The sequence below is a fragment of the Sphingomonas echinoides genome, assembly GCF_029623395.1.
In the GTDB taxonomy this organism is placed as follows: domain Bacteria; phylum Pseudomonadota; class Alphaproteobacteria; order Sphingomonadales; family Sphingomonadaceae; genus Sphingomonas; species Sphingomonas echinoides_A.
This window is the reverse complement of the sequence record NZ_JAPYKK010000021.1, coordinates 20,247-44,858: the sequence shown is the minus strand read 5'-3', so window position 1 is coordinate 44,858 and position 24,612 is coordinate 20,247. Positions and strand designations below refer to the sequence as shown.

Sequence of the window (24,612 nt, the reverse complement as noted above, 5' to 3'; positions counted from 1 at the left end):
GTACTGTCAGACTAACAAGAATCTGGTTCGTTCGGCGGGCGACCGGTCAGAAACTCGGTTACGATCGGGTGCCACGGTAAGAACATTGGCAAGCCTTTCATCAAACAAAGTGACAGCGAGGGCGGCCTACTTGCCGCCCCAACCGCGTTGATGCGCCATTCTCGATCGCGAACCGCGCGGCATCGGTCTCCGACGCCGCAAAAAGGATCTGTAGAGACCGCATCGCCTATACTGCGTAAGAGGCGCTGTGACGCTCAACGGTATACCATTGTCCAGATGAGCACCGCGGCCGCGACCATAGCCACGGCCAAGGGGATGATCAGTGAAAACCACCTTCCGAAGCCCATGAATCGGCGGAACCATGCAACGCGCCGAGAGGCGACCTCGATCACTCCGAGGTCATCCGAGTCCAACGCCTCCTGCGGATTCACCTCGTTGAACGCGGTCATGCGAGCATGCTCTGCCTTGATAAGCCCAAACAGTTCGTGCTTGCGATCCGGATCCGCTCCCGTTTCCATCAGCACCTCGAACTCCGCCTGCAGCGGATCGACTATGCGCCGGTGTTCCGCCACGCGGTCCTGGAAGCGCACGAAGGCGTTTTCGGCTCGGTCCTTGAGATCATCCTGACGCCTTCGATGCAACTCGATGCGATCCCGGATGTCCACCAGCGCGAGCGCGAGCGCCGAGCGCCAGCGCATGAAGTCCATCTTCCCCTGCATGGCGAAGCAGAAGCCGAAATAGCCGAGGACACCGAGCGCGCAAAGCCGCAGCCAGATGTCGGGTATTGACGACGCTTCAAACGGCCCCAGGCTCACCTTGTTCAGGTGCATCGGCGACGCGAGCAGGAGGCAGACGGCGGCGGAGACCAGAAGCCGATCGCGGTCGGCCCTGCCGGCATCCGAGAGCATCGGCGCGGTCGCAGCTATGGTTGCGCGCTCCCTGATCATGGCCGTCCTCAGCGCCGGGTCGCGGTCGGCGTCGGACGGTCCGGCAGGATCCGCCGCCGCGGGCGAGACGGGGGCCGTCACGCCACGTCCGCGGCTGCAAGAAGTACGAGGTCATTCAGCATGCGCTGGCGGGTTACCTGCCCTGCGGCCGCGGCCTCGACGTGCGCTCGCATCCCGTCCAGCATTTGTCTGCGAGCGGCGGCGTCGTTGGCACGCGGCGGCTCGACGCTGACGACCGGCGCGAAAAGGAGCGCTGCGACCATGCCTTCGACCGCGGCGGGACGGCCATCGGGCGCGCAGCGCACGAGGTGCAGCTCTTCTCCCAGGGTCTCGCCTTGCTCCGACTGCCAGCGGCCAAGGAAAGCGGCGATCTGGCCTTGCGGACCGGGAAGCCCCAGAGAGGCGTAGCCGCCGCCGAATTCAGGCGAGCCTGACATCGCGACCAGTTCGCGCAGAAATGACGAACCGAAGTCGATGAGCGTCAGGGAGCGGCCCGCGGCCACCTCGACGCGGCTGGTTGTGGCCTCGATCACCGTCCGGGCGCCGAACTCGGGGTGACGGCCTCGCAGGCCATCGGCGAGCCGCAGCGTAACCCGCTCGCGGCGCTCATCCACGCCGGCAACCTCGTAACCGTAATAGGGCGCCAAGCAGGCGAGCGAGGGCAGGCCGGTCGAGCTCGATCCGCAGCTCGTCGTCCGCCATGCCGATCGATCTGACGAGCTTTGCGATGATGACGCGAATCTTCGCTGGTTCCGCCAAATGTTTGACCGCGTGCTCGGCCCGCTCCACCAGCACGCCGATCGCAGCAGCAGATGCGCCGTTACCGGCGAGGACCGCGATCTCGCGATAGTCGCGAAAGTAATCGCTCAGCCTAGCGACGAGCGCGGCTTCGACATCGTGCGCCGGCATACGCCATGCCAGCGGGGATTCCGGCCGCAGATCGGCGCTATGCGTCACATAGTAGCGATAGCGGCGGCCGTTCTTAACCGCGTGGCTCGGCGTCATCCGCCGCCCATGGCCTCGCCGAACCCACCGATGCCGCACCGCTAGTCCTGCTTGCCGCTGCAACCAAGGTCCGTGAAGGTAAGGCAACCAAGCTGGTTCTGACAGGCCCCGGCGGGCAGACATCAACCCGCGACCCAAAGCTTGTCGCGCTGCTGTCGGAAGCGCGTGCCATGCGCGATCTGGTGTTGGCATCGCCTGACCGTTCGATCCGAGAAATTGCAGCGGACCAGCAGCGCTGCCGCCACCGCATCGCCAAGCTCATTCGGCTGTCATGGCTCTCTCCCAGCATCGCCACCGCTATCGTAGAAGGTCGGCAAGCCAGAGCGCTGACGCCGCGCAAGCTGCTAGATACGGACTGGCCACTGAGTTGGGCAGCGCAGGACGCGACGATTGCTTGATGGGGACGGGCTGCAGCGTTGCCGCACGATGGCTGGGCAATCTTCACGGCCGCTACCAGCCGTCTTACCGAGGCCCGACTGGAAGCCGCCGGGCTGAACGCACCTAGCCTGTTCATTACCGCAGAGGACATTCCCGTCGGCAAATCGGCGCCGAATTGCTACAGCGAGCCGACCCTAAGGCTCGGTAAAAATGTGACGCGGTGTGTCGTTTTCGAGGATGCCCCAGCCGGCATCCAGTCCGGACGCGCCGCTGGCGCAGAAGTAGTTGCTGTCACCCAACGCGTACACTCTTGATGGCGACTGAATATCTGCAGATCCACGACTAAAGCAATCTTGCCGTAACGCAGCACGGCCGTTTAATGCGCTTCGCGTCGATCAAGTAGCAAGCGATCGCTCCAGCAACGCTGCGTATAGCGCTGCTCCTACGCCCGGTTCGTGGCGCGGCGCGATTAGTTCGTAAGGCGACTGCTGCTCCAGCGCGCGCAGGAAGGACTTGCGCACCGTATCCTGCTTGGTCAAGACGCCGCCGGACCAGGAGAGCAGCACCGTTTCGCTTTCCGAGAACCTCAACCGATTGCGCAGCGCCTGTGCCAACTGTGCCAGTTCCTGGCCTGCTCGATCGAGAATGGCGGCGGCGTGCGCATCCCCCTCACCCGCCGCCTGCACGACGATCGGCGCGAGCGCAGCGATTGCGTCGCGGGTCATGCCCTGTTCCCCCATTACCCGCGCACAAATATCCAGATCGCTGCCGAGATCGAGCGCAGCGACAAAGACACTGTGCAGCGGCCCGGCAGCAAGGCGACCGTCGCTCATCCGGGTGAAGGCGTTGAGACCCTGGATCGCGATCCAATAGGCAGAACCTTCGTCACTGAACATTTCGCCCCAGCCGCCGACCCGGGCGGACAGCCCCTGCCGCTCACCGTAACCAATAGAACCCGTCCCCGCCACGAGGTTGATCCCGTCGGCACAGGCTAGCGAGCCCGCCCAGCCGCACACCATGTCATTGTCGCAGGCGTAGCGGTCGTGTCCGAGAATTCGCCCGCATGCAGCGTTCAGCAACGGATCCACTGCGGCGTCCTCCCCGTAGGCCGGCAGTCCGAAAAACGCGTAGCGCAGTTCCGATGGCGCCACCGCGAGTTGGCCGCATACTGCGCCGACCCCGTGCGCGATCCGGGCGACTGCCTCGTCGAGCCCAACCTGCAAATGATAGGTCGTTCCCGTCAAAGCCCGTGCTACGACCGCACCGCTTGCATCGCTGCACACGAACTCGGTCTTGGTGCCGCCGCCATCGACGCCGAGATAAAAGGTCATGCTGCCGGCGTATGGATGCGGACGCCCTGCACGACACGGTTGACCGTGCCGCTTGCATTGGGCCGGTCGGGGGTACGACCCTGTCGCAGCGAGCAGTGCAGACCAAACAGTTGCGCCGGAACGATGTAGGGGAACAGCAGGTCCGATTCGGTGAACGCGGATGCGCCCTCCACCAGCAGCGTGTCACCGCCGCCATCCTGCGCGGAGATCGCGAAGATGGCACCGCAACGTCCGTCCGCGCGCAGTTCGGCAAGGATATCGAGATCGTATAGCCGGGTCAGCGGATCGTTCGAAACGAACACCACCACCAGCGTTCGAGCAGTAACGATCGTCTTCGGACCATGACGGAAACCTAGCGCGGAATCGAACGCCGTCGGAATGGCGCCATCAGTCAGTTCGAGTAGTTTGAGCGCGGCTTCACGTGCGAGGCCCTGGAACACACCACTGCCCAGATAGACGACCCGCTCGAAATCCTGTGCGGCGAGATCCACGGCGATGCCATCGGCTTGCGTCAAAGTGTTACCGACGGCGGTCGCGATCGCCTCTACTCGCGCATCCATCGTATCCACGCCCGTGAAGATCGACAGCGCCGCCAGCATCATCGCGCTGAAGCTCGAAGTCATCGCGAAAGCGCGGTCGTGTGTTTCTTCCGGCAAAAGGACGACATGGCCGTGCGGGCCGGCGCGCTGCGCCAGCGCACCCTCGGCATTGCAGGTGATGACAAGATGATGGACCGACAGGCGCGCGTCGGCCAGATCGACCGCGGCGATGCTCTCCGGGCTGTTCCCCGATCGACCGAACGACACCATCAGCGTCGGTCGCTTCGGGTCCAGATAGAGGTGTGGCGCACCAACGATGTCGGTGGTCGCCACCGCCTCAACCGGACGGCCAAGCGTTGCGGTCAGCCACGGCGCGAGACACTCGCCGATAAACGCCGACGTGCCGGCACCACACAGCATGATACGCAAGTCCGCCTTAGCAAGGAGCGGCGCAAGGAACGCGTCGATCGCGTCGCGCGTCGCGATTAGCACGGCCTGCGTAGCGCGCAGCGTGGCGGGTTGCTGCAGGATTTCGCGCCGCGTCCAGCTATTGTCGCTGGTGGCCGGTCGGTCAGACGCAACAAGGGTTTCAGGCATTGGGGTTACACGCTCCATAATAGGCGTCGAGCGTCGCGGCGATGTGCGCGACAATGAGATCCACTGGGTCCAACGTCGCTGTACCGGCGCGAACAGCGGCATAAGCGACAGGGAGATATTGGCTGAGCAGCGGCAATGGCGGCGCGTGCGCGCGCAGATTGTCGAACAGTTTGGTCTCCGCTTCGACGATTGCGGGGTCGGGCCAGTAATAGCGGATGCGGTCGCTCAGGCTGTATTGCAGCTGGAGATCGAGCGCTCCGCCGGTCTCGTGATAGTATTTCCGCCAATTGCCCGGCTCGGCCTTCATCCGCGCAACCGCAACGTCGCGGAGATGGGAACGCTCGTCGGGCGCAACCGTCTCGCGTTCGATTGCATCAAGCCCCCACAGTGCTTCGCGCAACGCAAAGGTCACGCCGGGACCGACCTTGAGGATCGCGAAATGATCATGCACCAACGCGGCAAGCGAAGCAGCGGATTGATAATCGGTCGAATGCGCCTCGAACACGACGTGGTCGACAGGCACGATCGCGGCGCTCAGCGCGCGTGCCGCCTCAGGTCGGTAATCAACTACTTTCATGTGATCGAACTCGACGCCCGGTTGCACAACCGTTGCGATCACGCGATCCCAGGCAGCCGCGAGCCCGCTTTCCGCAAATAACACGCGATGCATGTCGAGCGTCGCCAGTGCAGCCTCGGGCGTCGTAATCGCGAGCGTTTCGAGGTCTTCTGCTGCGCCACCGGGCACCGGCACCTCGGTGCCGATCACATAAACCGGGGCGTCTGCTGTATCTCCCAAAAAGGCGTTTTCCGCTGCGCGGCACAGTCGCGCGGCGCGTTCCGCAATAGTCCGCTCGGGCAATGGGTTCGGGTCACCCGCACACGTCATTGAGCAATCAAGATGGATCTTCGAAAAGCCCGCGCGAACATAGTCGGCGATCATCGTCTCGGCCTTGGCCATCGCGTTGTCCGCCGACAGGCTAGTCCAGGCATTAGGACCGAGATGATCCCCGCCGAGCGCCAACCGCTCAAGCGGAAAGCCCAACCGATGTGCGATCGCCTCGACAAAGCGGCGGAAGTCGGCGGGCACCATGCCGGTGTAACCGCCGTCCTGATTGACCTGGTTCGAGGTCGCTTCGATTAGCACGACCGGCGCATCGTGCCGCAACGCATGCGCAAAGGTCGCCTCGATCACCAACGGGTGAGCCGAGCAAACCGAAGTTACGCCGATCGCTTCCCCGTGCTTGTGACGCGCGACGATGTTTCGAATCAGTTCCACCAACTTCTCCTTTCGATATGCATTAGCGCATCACTCTCAGACCCGCAACTAAGCGAAGCAAAACGAAACCTATTTAACGAGAATACCGTCGGCTTTGTGATCATCGCCGCCTGTGGCGTCGGGCTCGAACGCCAACATTAGCGATGCGGCCAAGGCGAGCCCGATTCCGACGAGCTTGATCGACCCCGGCATCACGCCCAGCGCGACTAATGAGATGATGGCAGTCGCGAGCGGCGCGCCGGCGTTCGTCAGCGGCGCCACGATGATCGCCTTGCCGTAGCGAAAGGCGAAGACGAGCGTCAGCGCACCGACAGCGTTCAAAACTTGGATTCCCGCAGCCAACCATGGACCGTCCGCACCATCGTTGATGGGCCGGCTAAAGTCGGTCAGCATCAGCGCAACGGGCACGAGCGCGAGACCGGTGACGGTCATGTAGAAGAAGATGCTTTCGCCCGTCATGACGCGATTGGCGGATTTCATGAAATAGGCTTGAAGCCCCCAACAGGCCATGACGATCAACGCCATCCACATCCAGCTCCCGCCGGACGCAGCACCACCCGGCGCGAAGTCGAAGGTCGGCAGCGCGAGCAGAGCAAGCACGATTCCGACCGCACCAAGGCGCCCGGTGCGTTCTCCCATGAACAGGAAGGAGAGTGCAATCGTAACAACCGGCGACAAGGAGATGACCGGAAAGATGAGGTACGCCGGCCCCCGCGTTACGGCGTAAAACAAAACCATCTGTCCGCCCGCGCCGAGCAATCCGACCGCAAGGCCGTGAGCGACAGCGCGCGGGTTGGTGTCGAGCTTCCATTTGGCCTGCGCCAGTACGATTACCGCGGGCGGGATCATCGTCAGCGCCCATACGCAATATACCAGCGTCTCTGGGAAACCATGCTGCGGCGACAAGCCCGAAAACGCCCCCCAGATTCCCCACAGAACGACGGTTGCCAAGGCGTTCAGCAGCCATACCCGGCTACCCGACGTCGCGCTGTTAGTCATGCTGTAGCCTTTTGATTGAGCGGTGTGGCGGCAAGCACGAGGAAATGCTCGAAGCGTGCCGGCAGGCTGGCAACAGGACCGCTGACGGTGCCCAGCGGCTGTCCGGTGAAGCTGTTGATCAATCTATGACGCCCCGGCGGGAGGCCACGCAGCGTGACGGTTCCGGCCCATGTATCGGCGTAGAACGCATAGTGCATTGCCCCGCCCGCGCGGATCGCGTGGCTCTCCGGTTTATCGAAGCCGATGTCGTAGAGGCCGCCGAGATACTCCCCCTTGGGCAGCATATTCGCGCGGTACAGTGCGATCCACTTGCGCCACAGCACCTCACGTTCCGGAGTCAACGCGATTCCGCCGGGTGGCAGTGGATCGGTGGTGTTGACTGGATCGTGCGGCCAGGTGAATTTGGTCGAGACGATCGCACCGACGCCGTAATGCGTGGCAAAGTCGTTGTGCCGGTCGCTTAGCTCGACGTGATCTCCAGCATAAGGCGCGGACGGCCCCATCAATGCCTTGAAAGTTTTTCCCTTTAACCGGATCTGCCATGAAGAAGTCGGGTCAGAGGCCGGGGTGTGATTCATTCCCGGCATGTTGTGAAAGGCGAAGGAATCGCCGCACGGGCAAATCTCGATCACCGCGTCAGGGTTGATCGCCATTGCCTCGTCGTAGAGCGCCTTCCAGAAATCCTGCAGCTTCTCGTAGGATTCTTCGGGGCGCGCATGGTTGTGCGCAGGGTTATGGCAAGGCGCGACCCCATTCAAATGCTGGCCGTCGAGCTTCAGCCCCTCGAACCCCCATTCCCCCAGGATACGGCGAACCTGCCCGCGAAAGTAATCGACCACCGGCGGATACGCCGGGCACATGGTATAAGCATTCCAGAAGCTGACGTTCTGCGCGGCACCCGTTGCATCGAGCAATAGCATGTCGGGATGATCGCGCAGCAGATCCGTGCCGGGGTCGACCGCGAGTGGTGCGAGCCATAGGCGGGGGCGCATCCCCCCCGCTTTCATAGCGCTGGCGAACGCCTTCATGTCGGCATTGCCACGCGGGAATTTTTTCGAGTTCAGCTTCCAGTCACCCTCCGATGTCTGCCAGCCATCGTCGAGCACCGCCCATTCAAGGCCAATCTCCTTAGCCTTGCCCATCGCCGTCAGAACTTCAGCGGTCGTAAAGTCGCGGCCGTATCCCCAGGCGCACCATACCGGCGCGTAGCTCGCGTCGGGGATTGCGGGAGCAGCAAGCCCGCGCTCGGCCATCAGTCGACGATAGGCGTCGAGTGGACGAAAATGATCGCCCTCATGTACCATTAAAAATACCGGCGGCAGATCGAGCGACGCCCCCGGTGCAAGCAGCGCGGGCTGGTCCCCGGAGATCGCGATGCGGGTGCCCGTTGGCTGACCCGAGACCGGCAGCGACACTAGTCGTGGCACGGTGTCGATATGCCCGACGGCAAGACCGGCATCGCGACGCCACACCACTGCGACCGGCGTACCGCCGCCATAATCCGATGCGTTCATCCCCATGAAGTTGTGCTGCCCGAAGCCCGGCGAAACGCGCTGCACCCAGTCTCTTCGATCGGGGTAAGACGCTCCCGAGAAACTCCAGGCGCCATCGGTATGCGCGAGTAGATCATGCGTCGCCGCCTGCCATCCCGTAACGACGACCGGCGCGGCGCTGGTGTTGCGATAGCGTACGTCAAGCAGCGCGAGACCGGGGTAGCGATCGAGGAACGTCACCGAAACACGCTTCTCGATACGCCCGGCTGATGTTCCACGAAGATGATGGACGCGACCCGTGCCGTGCGCACCGGATACGTTTTCGTGAGTCTGGTCGAGCAGCAGGAATCGGTCGATGACCTGCTCATCGCCGAGCCGGATCGCCTCGCCCGGTTCCATCGCGGTCAGGACCGTGCCGCCTCGCGAAATCCGCGAATGGAGGCCTGAATCAAATTCGATCGTCAGCACGCCATCGCTCAGACGGACTGCCGATCCGCCCTTGGTCACGACCCACGCTAGGGCTTGCGGCGCGACTAACAGTGTGGCGGCAGTGCCCGAAAACTTCGCGAGCAGGCGCCGGCGAGAAAGGATGAAACTCTGCACGGCAGCCTCCCGAAAACTAGGCCACCTCATGAAAACGGGAGCGACCTTGAACACGATGTGCCCGATCGTTATCGCTTGCGCAAACCAAAACGCAACATAGTATCGTTTCGTTACGTTTCATTTGGAGAACTTGATGCGCGCGTTAACAGCAGTCCTCACGGCAACCGCAGCGCTCGCGCTGGTCGGCGCCGCTCCGCCGCCGACCTATACCGAGGCCGATTTCGCGCGCGTCCCCAAGCTCGATGCGCACGTCCACGCCAATCGCGACAGCACCGACTTTGCCGAGATAGCACGCAACGATGGATTCGAACTGCTGTCGATCAACGTCGATTACCCGGATTTTCCGCCGCTCGCGCAGCAAGCCTCGATTGCTTACAAGATGCATGCTGCCGACCCGAAACATTTCCACTTCGCCACGACCTTCTCGATGGACGGGTTTGGCACTCTGGGCTGGACTACAAGCGCGCAACGCGCGGTGGACGCTGGTTTCGCCCATGGCGCGGTGGCGGTTAAGGTATGGAAGAATATCGGCATGATCGCGAAGGATGCCGCCGGGAAACGCGTATTTCTCGACGACCCGCGCTTCGATCCGATCATGGCGCATATTCAGGCGCGTGGCGTCCCGTTAATCGCCCATCAGGCCGAGCCAAAAAATTGCTGGCTTCCACTGGACCAGATGACGACCGAGAATGACCGCACCTACTTCCGCGAGCATCCGGAATATTACATGTATACCCATCCCGAGGAGCCGAGCTATGAGCAGCTGACGGCGGTGCGCGACCGGTTCGTGGCGCGCCATCCCAAGCTTGCCTTTGATGGTGCGCATATGGCCAGCCTCGAATGGAGCGTGGACGAACTTGCGCGCTTCCTTGACCGTTACCCCGATGCTGTGGTCGATCTCGCCGCGCGAATGAGCCAAGTGCAGGTTCAGTCCAACGCAAACCACGCCAAGGTCCGTGCGTTCTTCGTGAAATATCAGGATCGTCTGCTGTACGGTACGGATCTGACAGACAGTCCGGCAGATCCCAAGGCCCGTGCACAGAACCCGCCGACCACCGGCAATTTCAAGAAAGAGGCGGACGATGCGTGGCGCTCCGACTGGCGCTATCTTGCCACGCCCTTGTCCCAGCCAGTCGCTGCGATCAAAGCGGACGCGCCTGGACTGGCTTTGCCGCGTGGCGTGATTGACAAGATTTACTATACCAACGCCCGGCGGTTCTTTCACCTGAAGGGGTAGCCCGACACCTTCCCCCGTTCGGGTAGACTATGTTCGCCCGAACGGGGAAACCCACGCCCGAACTTTGCGATTTAAAGCCCTCGAATTCGGCTCAAGCCATCGGGCGTTATCAGCACCCCATCTGAGCACTTATCACCTCATGCCTGGGTCCGGTTTTGGTGGTGAGCGGTCCAACTGCTTTCGTGACCTTACCATGGGAGAGGCAACAGCGGATCCCGCGTAAAACGCATCGCACTGCTGCATCAGCACTTGCGCGGTATTTAGACGCTTTTTGACTGATGCGATACCTGTGAGTTTTGCATTACGACGACGCTGATGCCGCTCCCATCTTCAATGGATGATGGCGAACCTCACCTTTGCGGTCAGGTCCAGAACAACGATTCCATCCCAGACGGGAGCATTGCCAAGCACGCCGACGGTCTGCACGGGCCAGTCGGCAAAACCGGTTGGCTGAGCAGGATTGGTGAAGATAGTAACACGACCAAGAGTGGCCTTGCCGACTGAAACCAGGCCTGTGGAAGGTGCACCTGGGATAAAAAGCGGCTTACCCCAAGCACTGCCCCGATAGTTTGTCGGCGCGCCTTCGGTGGTCACGCGGCTGGTCAGTGTGCGCCAGGTCGCTAAGTCGACGTTAAGCGGTAATTCGCTAGACCCGGTATCGAACACGAAGGCGTCGCTGGTGAACGTACCGATCGACAGGGGAACGTAGAGTTTGGAGTTGCGTAGCATCGCGCGAACAGATGGTGCTTCAGCGATCGCTGCGGGTACATCCGCCTCGGCAAACAAGCAGAAGCGTTTTTGTGGATAATCGAGGACCGCGACTTTACCAAGAAGCGCTGGAAGGCCGAGCGTCCCTTGCACGTCGGCATCGGCTTCCATGTCAGAATTGACGTAGATAGTCGGCCGGTCGAGGCCAGTGTCAGCGATTCTAAACCGCGCAGCTTTGAACGTCTCTATTCCTGTTTTCGACCAGTGCGATTGCTCGGCTAGTTGTCCATAGAGGCTGATGACATCAGCACCCGTGTCAAGCTGCATTTGCAGCGACCGACCGTTTACCGCCACAGGCACGGTAATCGCGCCACGGGCCGACCCCTTGTCGTTTGCAATCCATTTAAACGGCACGCACTGCGACTTGGTGTCGAGGCTTCTCGTCGCCCGGTTCAAAGCTGCGCTGGGCCCGGTTACCGTAGGCATAGGCATGGTGGATACAGCTGCGACAGCGATGAATGCGATGAGCTGGAACATCACTTATGCCTAACAGTGTGCCTGGACAGGGCATAGCCTGCTGATGCAAACTTTGGACTTTTGCATCAACGCAGGGGCAGGTTTTGAGGTTGTAACAATCGGCCCGAAACGACCGACCTTGGGCGTTTCCGGACCGCCCTCGTTTTCGACCGCCCGGACCTACGATAACGACCAATGCACATATCTGCCGCTCGACGAATCAGGCTTCGTGTATCTTGAATCCCAGCCGTTGCGCCGCGGAGGCGATCTCGCTCGGCACCGCGTTGTCCGTGACGAGATGATGGATGTTTTCCACAGTGACGATCCGATGCAGACAAACCCGCCCGAATTTGGAGACATCGGTGACCGCAATCACCGCGCGCGCTGCCTCCACCATCTTCCGGTTGAGCATCGCTTCCGGCTCGTAGTGCGTCGTGATACCGCACTCGATATCGAACCCGTCGACCCCGAGAAACAGTTTGTCGACACGCAGATTCTCCAGCGCCGCCACGGTCTGCGCACCGTAGAACGCGCGGTTCTTGCGACGCAACATCCCCCCCAGCATCACGATGTTGAGGCGTTCCTTGGCGGCCAGCACCGATAGGATATCAAGATCGTTTGTGAGGACGGTGATGTCCTCGTCATCGGGCAGGAAGCGCGCGATCTGCAACGTCGTCGTTCCTGAATCGAGCACAATCGACTCGCCCGGGGAGACCATTGCCGCGGCCAGCTTGCCGATCCGCACCTTCTCGTCGGCATGGCTCGAGCGCTTTACTTCGACCGGTGGTTCGGCCGTTACGTTAACTGCTTCCGCGCTGATCCCGCCGCCATAAGAGCGTTCCATGACACCGCGTGTTGCAAGAAAGCGAAGGTCCTTGCGGATCGTCTGCATCGAGACTCCGAAACTCTCGGCGAGTGGCGCTACCTGAACACTTCCGCGTTCGCGTACGAGCGTACTGATCCTCTGCCGTCGCTCGCTGGTGTCCCGGATCATCGCGTCTTTTCCCTTGCCGATTTCGGTGGCGGTATCAGTGCCGTGTGACGGCTTCAATCGAACTTACGTTTCGTTATGTCTCCACCACTACGCCTGCCTACCGCAGGAACCGCGCGTTGCCCCATGCGATCATCGGCGGACGCGCCGGCCCACTGGGCGCAAGTGCTACCAACTCCACGATTTTAGCAGAGGTCACGTCCATATCGATTGGGACGGCGGCCTGCGCTGGCCCCGCGACAACCTCTCGCACAAGCTTGCGATCGGCATAGACGCGAAAGCGTACGGGTTGCTGCCCGCTCAGCACTGCAGGCGCGACCACGAAACGGCGGAACGCGCGATCGGCACGAATTTCGAGCCGCGAATTGGCAAACGCGCCGATGCCCCGCTGTACTTCCTTTCCATTCGCGCGGATCGGCAACCCGTCCGGGGTGGCACCAACTCGCACCGGAAACTGTCCCATCGGCAAAGCCGTTGCCTGCGTAAGTCCGTCGACGGCGACATTTACGCGCGCGGGCATTTCGTCGAGCCATGCCGCGGCGGGATCGCTGGGCTTTCCCGTTACTCTAAGCAAGACAGCGCCATGTGCGGGCAAGTTAACGCTAATCTTGTCGGAGACGGCAGCACGATCTCTCTTGGTCCAAATGTCACGGACAGTCGCGGCCGTCCCAGGCTTGAGCCCGAGCTGAGCCCAGGAGACGCTTGCAGCGATTGGCACGGCACTGCGATTGAAGAACGCAACCGCCCGCGCACCCTGACCACTCAACGTCCGTACAACAACCATTGCCGCCCCGTTACGATACGGGACACCCTGATTGCCCGCCGGATCCTGGTCGATCGCGATCGCCTCGGGATTGCCGACGATATCAAGCAGCGCGGTAGGTGACTTCCGCAAATCATAGCCGAGCAACAGTGGCGATGCCATGATCGTCCACATCGTGAAATGAGCCCGTGCCTCGGTCAAATGCGCTGCATCGAAATCGCCATGCCCGATCGCGAGCATGTCAGGGTCGTTCCAGTGGCCGGGCCCGGCATAGAGTGCGCCGTCGATCACACTGTCGATATTGCCCAGCATGCTTTGCCACGTGAACTCGATATCCGGACTTGTACGCCACAAATTGCCCCGCGCCTTGCCCCACAGTGGCGAAAGCGCTTCGCCCCACGCGCAGATTGACATGGTAGCATCCTCGCCACCCCATTTGTGCACCGCGTCTCCCAGTACGGCATAAAGGTGCTCGACTTCGCCGGGATCAGACGCGGGAATGTTGCCGCGTACGATCAGCGGTGCAGCTACCTGGTAAAGCCCTGCTTTCACCGGTGCTACATCAGGCGTGTAATCAGCGACACCGCACGCATCGATCTTGATGTAGTCAAAATTCCAGTCGGCAAAGATCGTCCGGATGTCCTGCACGGCATGGCCGTAACTACCTACCTGCCGCTCGGCCACGGTACCGACAGGTAGGTTCGGGCTTTCGGCATCCCATCGCTGCGCGCAAGTATTGCGTCCGATGTCTGTGTAAAGCCCTACCTTGAGTCCAAGGGCGTGGATATAATCGGTAAACGGCTTGAACGTGCCGGTCACGCTACCTTGAGCCGCAGCGGACGGGAACATGCTGTCACGAATTCGGATTCGCCCGTCGGGCAGACGCTTGAGTGCCCAACCGTCGTCGACATTGACAAAGCGATAGCCACGTCCTGCCAGTCCGTTGTCAACCATAGCCTTTGCCACTTCACGGACCTTGGTTTCGTCTACGTCCGTGCGGAACGCGTTCCACGGGTTCCAACCCATTGGCGGCGTCTGCGCAGCCGTCGTGCGGTAAACCGAGAATTGCCCTGACGGGGCAAGGGACGCGTCTTGCGCACGCGCGGAAAGCGGAAGGCCGGCAACCATGAGGGTGCTAAAGGAAACGACCAACGACCGCGCAGATTTTCGTAAAACGATTGACGGCGTTGGCATTGATGTAACTCCCCAGAACATGGCGCCAGTGCGGCACTCACGATCCAAGCTATCAGAATAATTGGCTAGTGCAACCTAACGAAGCAAAACGAAACAGCTGACGTTCTTTATCGCGGTATGCCCAGCGGCATCGTCGACGTCCTATAGCCCCATGTCCATAGCCTCTTACGACGATAGTATATCAAATTTGTCACATGCATTGGTTTCGTTTTAAAGCGTTTGACATTTAAAACGTTCGCACGCTAGCAAAGCGCAACAAAGTGCTCGCACAGTCTGAGATGACTGGCAGGCAGGCTCGAGATGAGGGGACTTAGCATGGTCGATCGTAAACACTGGCGGAAGCTTGTAGGCGCGAGTGTCAGCATCACCGCGCTAGTCGCCGGATCGCAGGCTTTCGCACAAAGCTCGCAACCAGGTCCGGCCAATGAGTCCCAGACTGAGCAAAACGGACCAGTCGCCGGAGCACCGACCGACCAAACGAACCTAGGTTCTACCATTCAGTCCGGCCCCGGTACCGGTGGCGATGCCACCACCGCGACAGACAGTACGACCGGCGCCGACATCGTGGTGCGAGGCGTACGAGGCAGCTTGCTGCGCTCGATCGATACCAAGCGCAACGCATCCACCATCGTTGACGCGATATCCGCGGAAGAACTAGGCAAGTTCCCCAACCGCAACGTGGCGGAAGCACTCTCCAATATTCCAGGCGTGACGGTCGGACGCGACGGGCGCGGTGAAGGCCGCAGCGTCACGGTCCGTGGTCTCGGCGAAAACTTCGCCCTGACGACGCTTAACGGGCGCGTTCTTCCTACCGACGGCCCCGACCGGTCGTTTGCGTTCGATGTGCTGCCCTCCGAAGTTATCTCGGGCGCGGAGATCCAGAAAGCGGCACAAGCCTCACAGCTCGAAGGCAGCGTCGGCGGCAATATCGACTTGCGCACGGCACGCCCGTTCGACCACCGAGGCTTTCATGCGGCGGGGTCGTTGGAAGGGCAGTATAACCAGTTTGCGGAAAAGGGCGGCATCAAGGCGTCGGGCGTAGTCAGCACGACTTTCGCCAACGACACGATGGGCATACTGCTGTCGGGTACATACAATAAGTACAAGTTCCGTACCGACAATCTCGGCGAATACTCCAGCAACGACGTTTATGATCTGGTGACGGCGCCAAATGGTCAGCGCAGCGTCGTCAATGCGCCGAACGGCGGCGGCGTCATTGTCCCGTACTTCTACAGCGTCGGCTATGTCCGGGGGGACCGGCAACGCTGGGGCGGATCGACCGCCTATCAGTGGAAGCCTTCTGACAAGTTCGAGCTTCGCGTCGATGGCATTTACAGCAATTATACCGATAACCAGCAGAACCAGCGTGTTTCGGTCGGACTGACGCCGTTTGCTGACGATGGTAGCGTACGCTGGGATCTTAACAACGTGAAGGTCGACAGCAACAACGTCGTCACCAACTACACCGTTAATCCAGCAACGATCGACGTGCTGGCGACCAATGAACCACGCAATTCGGTGACGTATCAGGTTGGCGGGCACATCGACTGGCGGCCGCTCGACCGCCTAAAGGTTGCAGCCGATCTTTCCTACGGCAAGGCCACCAACAATACGGGCGGGCAGAACCGGTTCGTCGTAGCCGGCATTCCCGGATCCAGCGCACAGGTCGCAACGCGGGATGGCGGCATTCCTGACCTGACTCTGATCATCCCGAACGCTGACGGCACACTGACCAACCGATCGATCGACCAGGCTGGAAATGACGACCTGCGCGTTCACTATATCGGCATCCAGGGCCAGAACATCTCGGATCGCAGCACGAGTGCCAAGCTCGACTTGCTGTACGACGTGGACAACGGCCTAATGCGTTCGATCGCCTTTGGCGGTGCTTACAGCGATCGCAAAAAGACGGTCGACGTGATCGACAACCAGTACACCACCGCCAACAATTTTGGTGGTTATCCCTTCTCGTTCTCAGCAATCGGCGCGAACGTGGTACAGGCTCCTCAGTACAACAACATCCTGCCCAACCTGTCGGGCAACTTCCCGCGCGCGATTCCGACGTTCGACATCGACACCTATTTGTCGTCTCTGTCGAAGGCGGAGAACAACCCCAACGTCATCAACCCGCGCACGGGTGAGATCTACCCCACCGGCTATGCAACGCAGCAGGTCGTACCCGATCAGCTGGCGTCGTACGCGATTACCGAGCGCACCTTTAACGCTTACACGCAGATCAACGTCGGCGGCGACCGATGGAAAGGCGACTTTGGCCTGCGTTATGTGAATACCACGGTGGATTCGCTGGGTTATGGTGCCAGCGTTCGCAGCTATCAGGTCATCGGGGTCGGGACGGCCAATGTCGTCTTTAACCCGATAGCGCCGATCACCGGCGGCGGCAGCTACCAACGCTTGTTGCCTTCAGCAAACTTCTCCTACGACATCGCCAAGGGCTTCCGAGTACGCCTGGCGGCATCGCAGGCGATCTCGCGGCCGACCTTCGGCGAGTTGTCCTCCGCCAAAGACTATTCCGCGGCGCAGTCCAATACGCCGGTGGTCACCGATGCAGGCAACCCGAACTTGCAACCGGTCTCGGCTGATCAGGCAGATATCTCGTTCGAATATTATCCCAACCGGCGCATCGCGCTAACACTGGCCGGGTTCTACAAACACCTGACCAACTTCGTGACGACGCAAGCTGTGGCATTTAACCTGGTACCAACCAATCAGGTTGCGGGGGCGCCAGCCAGCTTCCCCTTCACCGAGCTGACCTATGTCAACGGCGACAGTGCGACGGTTTACGGCATCGAGGCAGGCGCTCAGTACTTCTTCGAAAACGGCTTGGGCTTCCAGACCAACGCGACCTACAACCGCTCCCGCGCAAAGCGGGAAGGGTTGCCGACTACCGGACTTCAGGACGCGGTGCCGTTCTCGGCGAACGCGAAGGTCTTTTACGAGAAGCACGGAATCAACGCGTCGCTGTCATACCAGTATCAGTCGAGCTTCACATCGTCGCAATACAGCTACATCAACACGCTTTCGATTAAACAGCGCCCGTATCACGAGCTGGCCAGCAGCATATCTTATGACATCATGCCGCAACTAACGGTGTATGTTCAGGGATCCAACTTGCTGGATTCGGCGACACAGCGATACTCGACGTATAACAACGTACCAGCTTTCTACGAATATACTGGCCGTGCCTTCTTCTTCGGTGTTCGCGCGCGGATATGACCTGCCCCCGCCAAGTGGGCCGGGTTGATTGTTAGTGGATTATGCTCGCCCCCGCCATATCTGGGCGGAGGTGGAGCGAAGCGGAACCGGAGGCCGGATATGGCGGTGACGCCGTTTCCGGGGCCGGTGGTCTGTAGCCAAGGCTGCTGTGCGGACGGACCGTGTTGTAATGCCGCCGCCAGGCTTCATTCAGCACCTTCGCCTCGGCGAGGCTGTAGAAGATCTCGCCATTGAGCAATTCGTCGCGCAGGGACCCGTTGAAGCTCTCATTATAGCCATTCTCCCATGGTGATCCCGGCGCGATGTAGAGCGTCTTCACGCCGATCTGGCCGAGCTGCGGAACTTGCGACCATCATGCGTGCGGCCTTCGACAAAGTCGTACGCCCATACATGCCCCGGATATTCCGGGCGCAGCCGGATGCACGAGCCGTCGTTGAGCCATAGCCGCCCACGTTTCGGTTGCTTCTGCGGCACCTTGAGCCCTTCGCGCCGCCAGATCCGCTCGACCCGTTTATGGTTCACCGTCCACCCGGCATGGCAAAGCAATGCTGTCACTCGGCGATAGCCGTAGCGACCGTACTGCTTCGCCAGCGCGATAATGTCCTCGCTCAGCGCCTGCTCATCATCCGCCCCGCGCGGGACCTTACGCTGCGTCGATCGATGCTGGCCCAGCACCCGGCAGATCCGTCGCTCGGACACCGGAAGCTCTCGTCGCACATGATCGATGCAGCGTCGTCGCCGCGCAGGGCTCACAAGTTTCCCCGCGCTGCCTCCTGCAAGATCAGCTTATCCAACGTCAGGTCCGGGATCGCCCGCCGTAGTCGCAGGTTCTCCTTCTCCAGATCCTTCATCCGCCGTGCCTGGTCGGTCTTCAGCCCACCATATTCTTTGCGCCAGCGGTAGTACGTTTGCTCGCTGACAGCGATCCGCCGACACGCTTCGGCCGTCGATGCCCCCTGCGCCAATACGATCTCAACCTCACGCAGCTTGCCGATGATCTCTTCCGGCTTGTGCTTCTTGAATGGCATCTGTCGTCCCTTTTGTGGTCCAGACTATCATAGTCTCTGGGCCACTCAGGGGGGGCAGATCAGTTCAAACAATCGGCGCGCAAAGAACACTCGCATTAACGTATCTTAATGGACAAGCCGACGTTGGGGTGTGCGCATATCTGGAAAGGCGACGTCTCGTTATGGCTGAGCTAGCGAGGCGAACCAAGGTACCACTTCCGCGCACCCGTCACGCTCAAACTGACCACACTGTACTATGCCGCTGTCGGTTTCACGCGCACCTGCCCGGCGTGGCTGAGACCGCTACTGTATAAAAGCTCGCGTGTTAGAATGGTGCCGGCCTGGCTCGATACTACGTTAGGGCGGCACGCCTTACTCGGACACAACGGGACTGCATCATTTGCGAATTGAATCGCTCATCCTGCGATCAGCCCATTTAACGAAGTAACTCATGTTCGGCCCATCGGTATGACCGCCGTCATGTTGCCGCCAAGCAAGGTCGCCGTTTAGCAGATCAGTCCCTTGTGGCGGCATCATCGCCGCCCGGTAGTCGTTGCCTTGGCCAAGATCTCGTCCACCCAGGAGGGTCCATGCGCGCCCGGCGGCGATTGTTGTCATGTAGCTGCCTTGCTGATCAAGCCAAAGAGCGTCGCCCTCTTTGGGTATGCCGTAGCTGACAAAGGCGAACCGCGGCGCAACCAACGCGAGCAACTCGTGAGAATCGACTGGCAGATCGTTTGCTGTCTTACGGCCGAGGCGTCCCCTCTCCGTCCCGTACTTCAGGAAGTTGCCTGCCATCCAATGATAGCCGCCGGTCCCCGTCAGGTTCTCGACCTGCTCGCCAAAGTTTCGTCGATGGGGCTTGACCCCGCCTTCCCCCGACGAACCAATCAGCACCATGGCGAAGCGCTCGTCGAACGCCGCCGTTACCAACGCCGCTTTGCCCCAGCGCGAAACGCCTTCAATACCGACTTTCGCAGCGTCAACTTCCGAGCGCGTGCAGAGATAGTCGAGCAGCCGACTGGCACCCCACCCCCACGCGCGCAGCGCGCCCCACTGTTCTGGCGTGCGAGGCGCCCCTTTGTTGACAAGGCCGATGATCCCCTCGCGTAGCCCAGCCCCGTCGTCAGCCTGAATGGTGGAAGTATCAAGAAGCGCGACACCCCAGCCAGCCGCGATCAGCTTGGTTACCCGGTCATCATTGGGCGGGGGCGCGAAAAGTCCACCTGGCTTGACGAGCTCGAAGCCCGGGTGCGCCGCAAAGATCGAAGCGAAGGACGGGTCGCGTGCAATCAAGGTCGCCTTCAGCGCCGCATCAAGCCGCGCCGCCTCGGCGAGGTTAGGCTGGCTTGGTGACGGATACCGCGCCGGCCCGAACATCACCAACACCGGCACGGCCCCTTTTGCGTTGGTCGGAAGCACCAAAGTCGCCCGGATGTCGACGACTATCCCTGGCGCTGTACGATTGTCGACGTGACCGACAAGCTGCTCCGCTACCACCGGTCTTCCGCCGAAATACTCGCGATCTACCGTTTCGACCCGCCACGTTACGCCGGGTACGCCCGATGGAATGCGGCCATAGACCTCTCGTTCAAACAAGCCGATCAACTCGGGTCGCCGATGTTCCCGCCACATCGCCGCGCTCGTCACTGGCCGTCCATCCGCCATCTTCAGCAGGTCTGGCCAGACGGGATAGGGGTTGGCTTTCGCCGGATCGTAATTGGCCGCATTTTGAGCAGTAGGATCTCCATTCGCGCCCGGCCGGAGCTCTGTGATGCCGAGCTGGCGCATCATGTCGGCATGGTCCTGCTCCGCCGTCCAAGGCGTCGCCGCAAACGATGCCGACGCAAAGAACGCGACAATGAGTCCAATGCAAACACGTTTGCCAATCATCGCTGCCCTCCATGACTGCTTCGGTGCCGGCATTCGACAGGGCAGTCCGTCGATATTGGCTACCCAAATGCTAGTTGCCAGCTACAGTATGGCCGGACACGTTGTCCGCGGCGACACCTTATTTTTTATGCGCTCAGCAAGACTATCAACATCTCAGCTAGGCCACGAAGCCGCCCTCTGCCGCCATCGCAATTCGCAGACGCAGCAATCAGATAATTATCATTTTATTTGCGTACGATACTGGCGCTTTTTGACGCTTTCAACTTTCCGTTTCCAGCCAACTGCGTGACTAGACCGCCCCGGGCTTTAACCGCGCGACTGCTCGCGCACCCTGCTGCGTTTTTCGTCACGCGTCTTTCGCCGCCACGGCCAGCACCCTTCGATCTCAGTTTCGAGAGAGAAACTTAGGAAGGTACGGATCGCGATAATAGCACCAAGCAGTCCAACGCTGGCGAACGTTAGAGGCGCGGTAATCGTCGATATTATGTCGGCTCCGACAAGTAGCTCGAGACCTAGGAGAATACCACGGCCCAAGCCTGCACGATAACGCTGGTACGCGTCTTCCCAGTTTGTCCTGTTGCCGTCGACTGCGAACCTCGCCGAAGCGAGTACTACACCACCCAGAATTATTGCGGCCCCAACCAGCTCTAGGAGCTTGGCAAGTGCATCCACGACCGCGTGCGCGTGCTCAATCATGCTCCTAATTACGCGGAAAAGACGTCGTAGCGCTATAGGGTGGGAAGTCTCGCTAGCCGCACGTGCCTGACGCGGCCCAACCGGCACATTTTTAGATGCCCACGAGAAACGGAGATCGTCGGACGAGTGCGAACAACCGTTACGACACAGCTGTTCAAAATTTTCTCCCGCACTGCATTTTTGCGTCGTTATCCTTTGGAAAAATCGCCAGTGACGGTCCCCAGTTCTGACACCGTCGCCTACACCACACCTGTCGGAATGTTGGAGCAGAAATTAGGTGCGTTGCTGAGTTTTGAACAAGTACTGACGCTCTTATTTACTGTGTTCCAACGCATGCTGGGACTGCTACGCGTATCGTATGCCTATTATCCGCGATTATGTATCGACCGACCTCAATTCGCTGTACGCAATCGCTCTCGCAACCGGCGACTGCGGCTCGGACGCCTCTCGCCAGTTTCATGGCGCAGAACTTCTAGGGCATGTTTATGCGGCTCCCTATGCGATTTTTGAGCCGGAACTCGCATTGGTCATCGAGGATAGCCACGAAGTTGCCGGATACTGCCTTGGCGCACTAGACACCCGTGTATTTGAGCGTCTGTTAAATCTACGGTGGTGGCCAGCGTTGCAGCAGCGCTATCCATTAACACCCGTCGGCGGCTCACATGAGCGCCTGATCGGGGACGCTGACATCATCCAGATGATTCATCATCCATCCCGTTCGCCTAGTTGGCTGGTAAAGGCCTACCCTTCCCATCTTCATATCAACCTCCTGCCTCGCCTCAAAGGCCGGGGTCACGGTCGCAGTCTGCTAACTGCTTGGTATGGGCGATGCCAAGCAATGGGCTCGACCGGATTCCACCTTGGCGTCGATCCCAGGAACACTCCAGCAATTGGCTTTTATGAGGCAATGGGATTGGACAGTCTATTCTCCCCAAGCACGACCGCCCCGGACAACGCCTTGTGGTTGGGAGCGCGTTTTGCTCATTGATATAAAATATTCGCCGCCTGGTGCTCGCCGCACGCAAACTCCAGACGAGTTGTATCGTTCAATTTTCTGATCACCTTGGACTCATTCACAAATTTTCGGTTTGTCTTGCGCCATGTCTAGCCTAAAAAGCTTTCTAAGCCTGGACTGTTCAACACGTTGGCAACTCAGCAGTTTTCCTTATCTCACTTGCCGGCTTGGCACTCAGTACTGACTAACGAACCTTTCCGGCGTCTTGGTATGGTTCAGGCTTCCAAATTGGCGAGCCCTACATCAAGAAGCAATGGGGAGTGCGTGAAGCCCGCACCACCAGGAAGGCCACCTCAAAATGCTGGTCGGTTACGATTACGCAAGAACCAAACGCCTTAGTTTCGCGCTCGTTTGTCGCTCGGAGCACTCCTACGAACAATGGCATCAATCGCTTGCATTTTCTGCAGCCGGTTTGGCGGCTCGTTCGTCAGTCCGCTGCTGCGGAACCAAAGCGCCGTCGCCGCTTTGGTGTAAGGGGCCCATCGCGGCAGACCGACGCCGTTCGGATTGCCCGTTTGCATGAAATTAATCCAGTAGCGCTGCATCTTGTCGCTCAATGCATTGTCAGCGGCTGACCACCGGCGCTCCGGGTCGTCGTTTCCCCACACGAACCCGAGTTCATCGGAATGCACCGCCCCGCTTGTACGCGACCCGTTCGCTCCCGGTGGCGGGTTGTCGAACTGGTACAGGAATACGGGAGGACCCTCCCCGTCCTTTCGGGCCTCCGCAATGCTCCAGCTTCGCCACCCGAACCCGACATCGCTCATCAAGTCCTGTGCAGCATGCGTGGCACCGGCTTCGGTGGCGGCAGGGTACAAATGCAACAGCGCACTGGCGACCGGGCCATAGCTCTCGTGGGCGGAGGCGGCGTAGCCGGCGAGTGTCGCATGATCGATGAAGCGGGCTGCTTCGTTGCTATTCCAGCCAAGAAGGAGAGGAAAGCCCGGCTCCCCTCTGCGACGGTACGCAGCCGTGATGTCGATGGGAACGATCGTCCCATCCTGTATGGGGCTAGTAATCGAACGCGGCGCGCCGAGCGCGATAAGGGCTGAGGTTGGGAGAGCACGGAGCTCGTCAAGCGACCTCGCGCCGAGTTTTTGCCCGAACGCTGCACCAGCCTCTTCCGCTCGTTCGAGACTATCGCCCGCTCTAGTTCCGGGCAGGTCGAGCGCCGCACCGCTTTCGAAGATCGCTTTCTGGAACAGTCGGCGCGCCATTGGTGATACCGTGACCAGCATCGCCGAACCTCCTCCTGCCGACTGTCCGGCAACGGTCACGTTGGCCGGATTACCGCCGAACCGCGCAATGTTTGCGTGAACCCACCGCAATGCCGCAATCTGATCCAGCAACCCGTAGTTGCCCGACGAGCCTAGCGGCGACTCCTTACTCAGTGCCGGATGAGCAAGGTAGCCGAGCACGCCCAATCGGTAGTTAACGGTAACAATCACGGCGCCGCGACAGGCGAGCTTGCTGCCTTCATACGTGCCCTGAGAGCCTGCGCCTGCCGTGTAGCCGCCGCCATGAAACCACACAAGCACAGGCAGGCGTGCGCCAGCTACCGTGCGCGGAGTCCAGACGTTGAGCGTCAAGCAGTCTTCGCTGGTACGATCGAGGTCGTGTCCGGCCCACGTGACCGGAGCCTGCGGGCAGACCGGCCCAAAAGCCGAGGCCTCTCTGACGTCCGGCCATCGCGGTGCCGGCGCTGGCGGCCGCCAACGAAGCTTGCCGACCGGGGGCGCAGCGTAAGGGATTCCCTTGAACGTTAAGACACCCTCGTTTGTGGTTCCGGATACTCTGCCCTGTGCGATCGTCACGACGGGGCTGGCCCAACCCGGCGTGGCCATAAGCGCGAGCAGAAGCGAGAACAGGCGCGTCTTCATAGATCTACTCTCCGCTCAAATAACCGCTATCCTTGGTGAATTTTGGCATGTTGCTCGGCGTGCCGACTAGCTCTCGGTGCTCAAAATTCAGGTCTTTCACCTACCATTCTGGTCGGCAGAACCCAAAGCAGCCGTTTGCCAACAGTTTTCAGCTCCTCAACTTCGACTATTCGTTCCCGCGGCGACGACGAGCGCTGCATAGGCGTGACGATCCTGACGTTAAACGGCTCGGCGCTTCGACGCGGAAAAAGACATCAGCACGACAGATAAATTGGTATAAGTCGGCATTGTGCGGTGCGCCGAAGGAGAT

Annotated in this window: 19 protein-coding genes and 1 pseudogene; 5 read left to right on the top strand and 15 right to left on the bottom strand. The window is 60.5% G+C overall.

Features of this window, described 5'->3' with window-relative positions; genetic code table 11:
• Nucleotides 1–254: 254 nt before the first annotated feature.
• Genes QBJ92_RS13075 through QBJ92_RS13065 form a run of 3 tightly spaced genes read right to left on the bottom strand, consistent with a single transcriptional unit; the run spans nt 255 to nt 1,952 of the window.
• Nucleotides 255–1,028 carry a hypothetical protein gene (locus QBJ92_RS13075; RefSeq protein WP_277970142.1) on the bottom strand — a complete coding sequence of 258 codons (774 nt, stop codon included), beginning with the start codon at nt 1,026–1,028 and terminating at the stop codon, nt 255–257.
• The gene (locus QBJ92_RS13070; protein WP_277970141.1) at nt 1,025–1,594 is read right to left on the bottom strand and encodes a hypothetical protein; all 570 of its coding nucleotides are present in this window, start codon (nt 1,592–1,594) and stop codon (nt 1,025–1,027) included. The genes QBJ92_RS13075 and QBJ92_RS13070 overlap by 4 nt, the downstream gene beginning before the upstream one ends.
• On the bottom strand, nt 1,554–1,952 hold the full coding sequence (locus tag QBJ92_RS13065; protein WP_277970140.1) for a hypothetical protein: 399 nt from the start codon (nt 1,950–1,952) through the stop codon (nt 1,554–1,556). Before QBJ92_RS13065 ends, QBJ92_RS13070 begins: the two co-directional genes overlap by 41 nt.
• 170 nt (nt 1,953–2,122) lie before the next feature.
• Between QBJ92_RS13065 and QBJ92_RS13060 the strand changes: the two genes are divergently transcribed.
• Nucleotides 2,123–2,350, top strand: coding sequence for a hypothetical protein (locus tag QBJ92_RS13060; protein WP_277970139.1), 228 nt, complete (start codon nt 2,123–2,125; stop codon nt 2,348–2,350).
• Nucleotides 2,351–2,368: 18 nt separating this feature from the next.
• Entirely contained in the window at nt 2,369–2,644 is a 276-nt protein-coding gene (locus tag QBJ92_RS13055; RefSeq protein ID WP_277970138.1) for an HAD-IA family hydrolase, read from the top strand.
• A gap of 81 nt (nt 2,645–2,725) precedes the next feature.
• On the opposite strand, the gene QBJ92_RS13050 is transcribed toward QBJ92_RS13055, so the two are convergent.
• The 5 genes from QBJ92_RS13050 to QBJ92_RS13030 form a co-directional block, all read right to left on the bottom strand.
• Entirely contained in the window at nt 2,726–3,661 is a 936-nt protein-coding gene (locus QBJ92_RS13050) for an N-acetylglucosamine kinase (RefSeq protein ID WP_277970137.1), read from the bottom strand.
• The gene (locus QBJ92_RS13045) at nt 3,658–4,797 is read right to left on the bottom strand and encodes an SIS domain-containing protein (RefSeq protein WP_277970136.1); all 1,140 of its coding nucleotides are present in this window, start codon (nt 4,795–4,797) and stop codon (nt 3,658–3,660) included. Before QBJ92_RS13045 ends, QBJ92_RS13050 begins: the two co-directional genes overlap by 4 nt.
• Nucleotides 4,790–6,073 carry a D-tagatose-bisphosphate aldolase, class II, non-catalytic subunit gene (locus tag QBJ92_RS13040; protein WP_277970135.1) on the bottom strand — a complete coding sequence of 428 codons (1,284 nt, stop codon included), beginning with the start codon at nt 6,071–6,073 and terminating at the stop codon, nt 4,790–4,792. Before QBJ92_RS13040 ends, QBJ92_RS13045 begins: the two co-directional genes overlap by 8 nt.
• 69 nt (nt 6,074–6,142) lie before the next feature.
• Nucleotides 6,143–7,072, bottom strand: coding sequence for a DMT family transporter (locus QBJ92_RS13035; protein ID WP_277970134.1), 930 nt, complete (start codon nt 7,070–7,072; stop codon nt 6,143–6,145).
• The gene (locus QBJ92_RS13030) at nt 7,069–9,168 is read right to left on the bottom strand and encodes a glycoside hydrolase family 36 protein (protein ID WP_277970133.1); all 2,100 of its coding nucleotides are present in this window, start codon (nt 9,166–9,168) and stop codon (nt 7,069–7,071) included. The genes QBJ92_RS13035 and QBJ92_RS13030 overlap by 4 nt, the downstream gene beginning before the upstream one ends.
• Before the next feature lie 133 nt (nt 9,169–9,301).
• On the opposite strand from QBJ92_RS13030, the gene QBJ92_RS13025 reads away from it, so the two are divergent.
• Nucleotides 9,302–10,405: an amidohydrolase family protein gene (locus tag QBJ92_RS13025; RefSeq protein WP_277970132.1), complete on the top strand. Its 1,104-nt coding sequence runs from the start codon at nt 9,302–9,304 to the stop codon at nt 10,403–10,405.
• Between the two features lie 330 nt (nt 10,406–10,735).
• Here the strand turns inward: QBJ92_RS13025 and QBJ92_RS13020 are convergent, their stop codons facing one another.
• The 3 genes from QBJ92_RS13020 to QBJ92_RS13010 form a co-directional block, all read right to left on the bottom strand.
• Entirely contained in the window at nt 10,736–11,650 is a 915-nt protein-coding gene (locus tag QBJ92_RS13020) for a hypothetical protein (protein ID WP_277970131.1), read from the bottom strand.
• Between the two features lie 199 nt (nt 11,651–11,849).
• Complete coding sequence (gene agaR, locus QBJ92_RS13015; protein ID WP_277970130.1) at nt 11,850–12,623, bottom strand: transcriptional repressor AgaR; 774 nt, start codon at nt 12,621–12,623, stop codon at nt 11,850–11,852.
• Between the two features lie 97 nt (nt 12,624–12,720).
• Nucleotides 12,721–14,577: an NPCBM/NEW2 domain-containing protein gene (locus tag QBJ92_RS13010; RefSeq protein ID WP_277970129.1), complete on the bottom strand. Its 1,857-nt coding sequence runs from the start codon at nt 14,575–14,577 to the stop codon at nt 12,721–12,723.
• A 315-nt stretch (nt 14,578–14,892) separates the two neighbouring features.
• On the opposite strand from QBJ92_RS13010, the gene QBJ92_RS13005 reads away from it, so the two are divergent.
• Complete coding sequence (locus tag QBJ92_RS13005) at nt 14,893–17,811, top strand: TonB-dependent receptor (RefSeq protein WP_277970128.1); 2,919 nt, start codon at nt 14,893–14,895, stop codon at nt 17,809–17,811.
• Nucleotides 17,812–17,842: 31 nt separating this feature from the next.
• Here QBJ92_RS13005 and QBJ92_RS13000 read toward each other — a convergent pair.
• The 3 genes and pseudogenes from QBJ92_RS13000 to QBJ92_RS12990 form a co-directional block, all read right to left on the bottom strand.
• Nucleotides 17,843–18,839 (bottom strand): annotated as a pseudogene (locus QBJ92_RS13000) (IS3 family transposase).
• Between the two features lie 375 nt (nt 18,840–19,214).
• Nucleotides 19,215–20,711 carry a hypothetical protein gene (locus tag QBJ92_RS12995; RefSeq protein ID WP_277970127.1) on the bottom strand — a complete coding sequence of 499 codons (1,497 nt, stop codon included), beginning with the start codon at nt 20,709–20,711 and terminating at the stop codon, nt 19,215–19,217.
• A 306-nt stretch (nt 20,712–21,017) separates the two neighbouring features.
• Nucleotides 21,018–21,407, bottom strand: coding sequence for a DUF1622 domain-containing protein (locus tag QBJ92_RS12990; protein WP_277970126.1), 390 nt, complete (start codon nt 21,405–21,407; stop codon nt 21,018–21,020).
• Between the two features lie 358 nt (nt 21,408–21,765).
• Here QBJ92_RS12990 and QBJ92_RS12985 point away from each other — a divergent pair, with 358 nt between their 5' ends.
• Nucleotides 21,766–22,395, top strand: a complete 630-nt coding sequence (locus QBJ92_RS12985; protein WP_277970125.1) for a GNAT family N-acetyltransferase — start codon at nt 21,766–21,768, stop codon at nt 22,393–22,395.
• Between the two features lie 362 nt (nt 22,396–22,757).
• Here the strand turns inward: QBJ92_RS12985 and QBJ92_RS12980 are convergent, their stop codons facing one another.
• Nucleotides 22,758–24,302 carry a carboxylesterase/lipase family protein gene (locus QBJ92_RS12980; protein WP_277970124.1) on the bottom strand — a complete coding sequence of 515 codons (1,545 nt, stop codon included), beginning with the start codon at nt 24,300–24,302 and terminating at the stop codon, nt 22,758–22,760.
• Nucleotides 24,303–24,612: the final 310 nt, after the last annotated feature.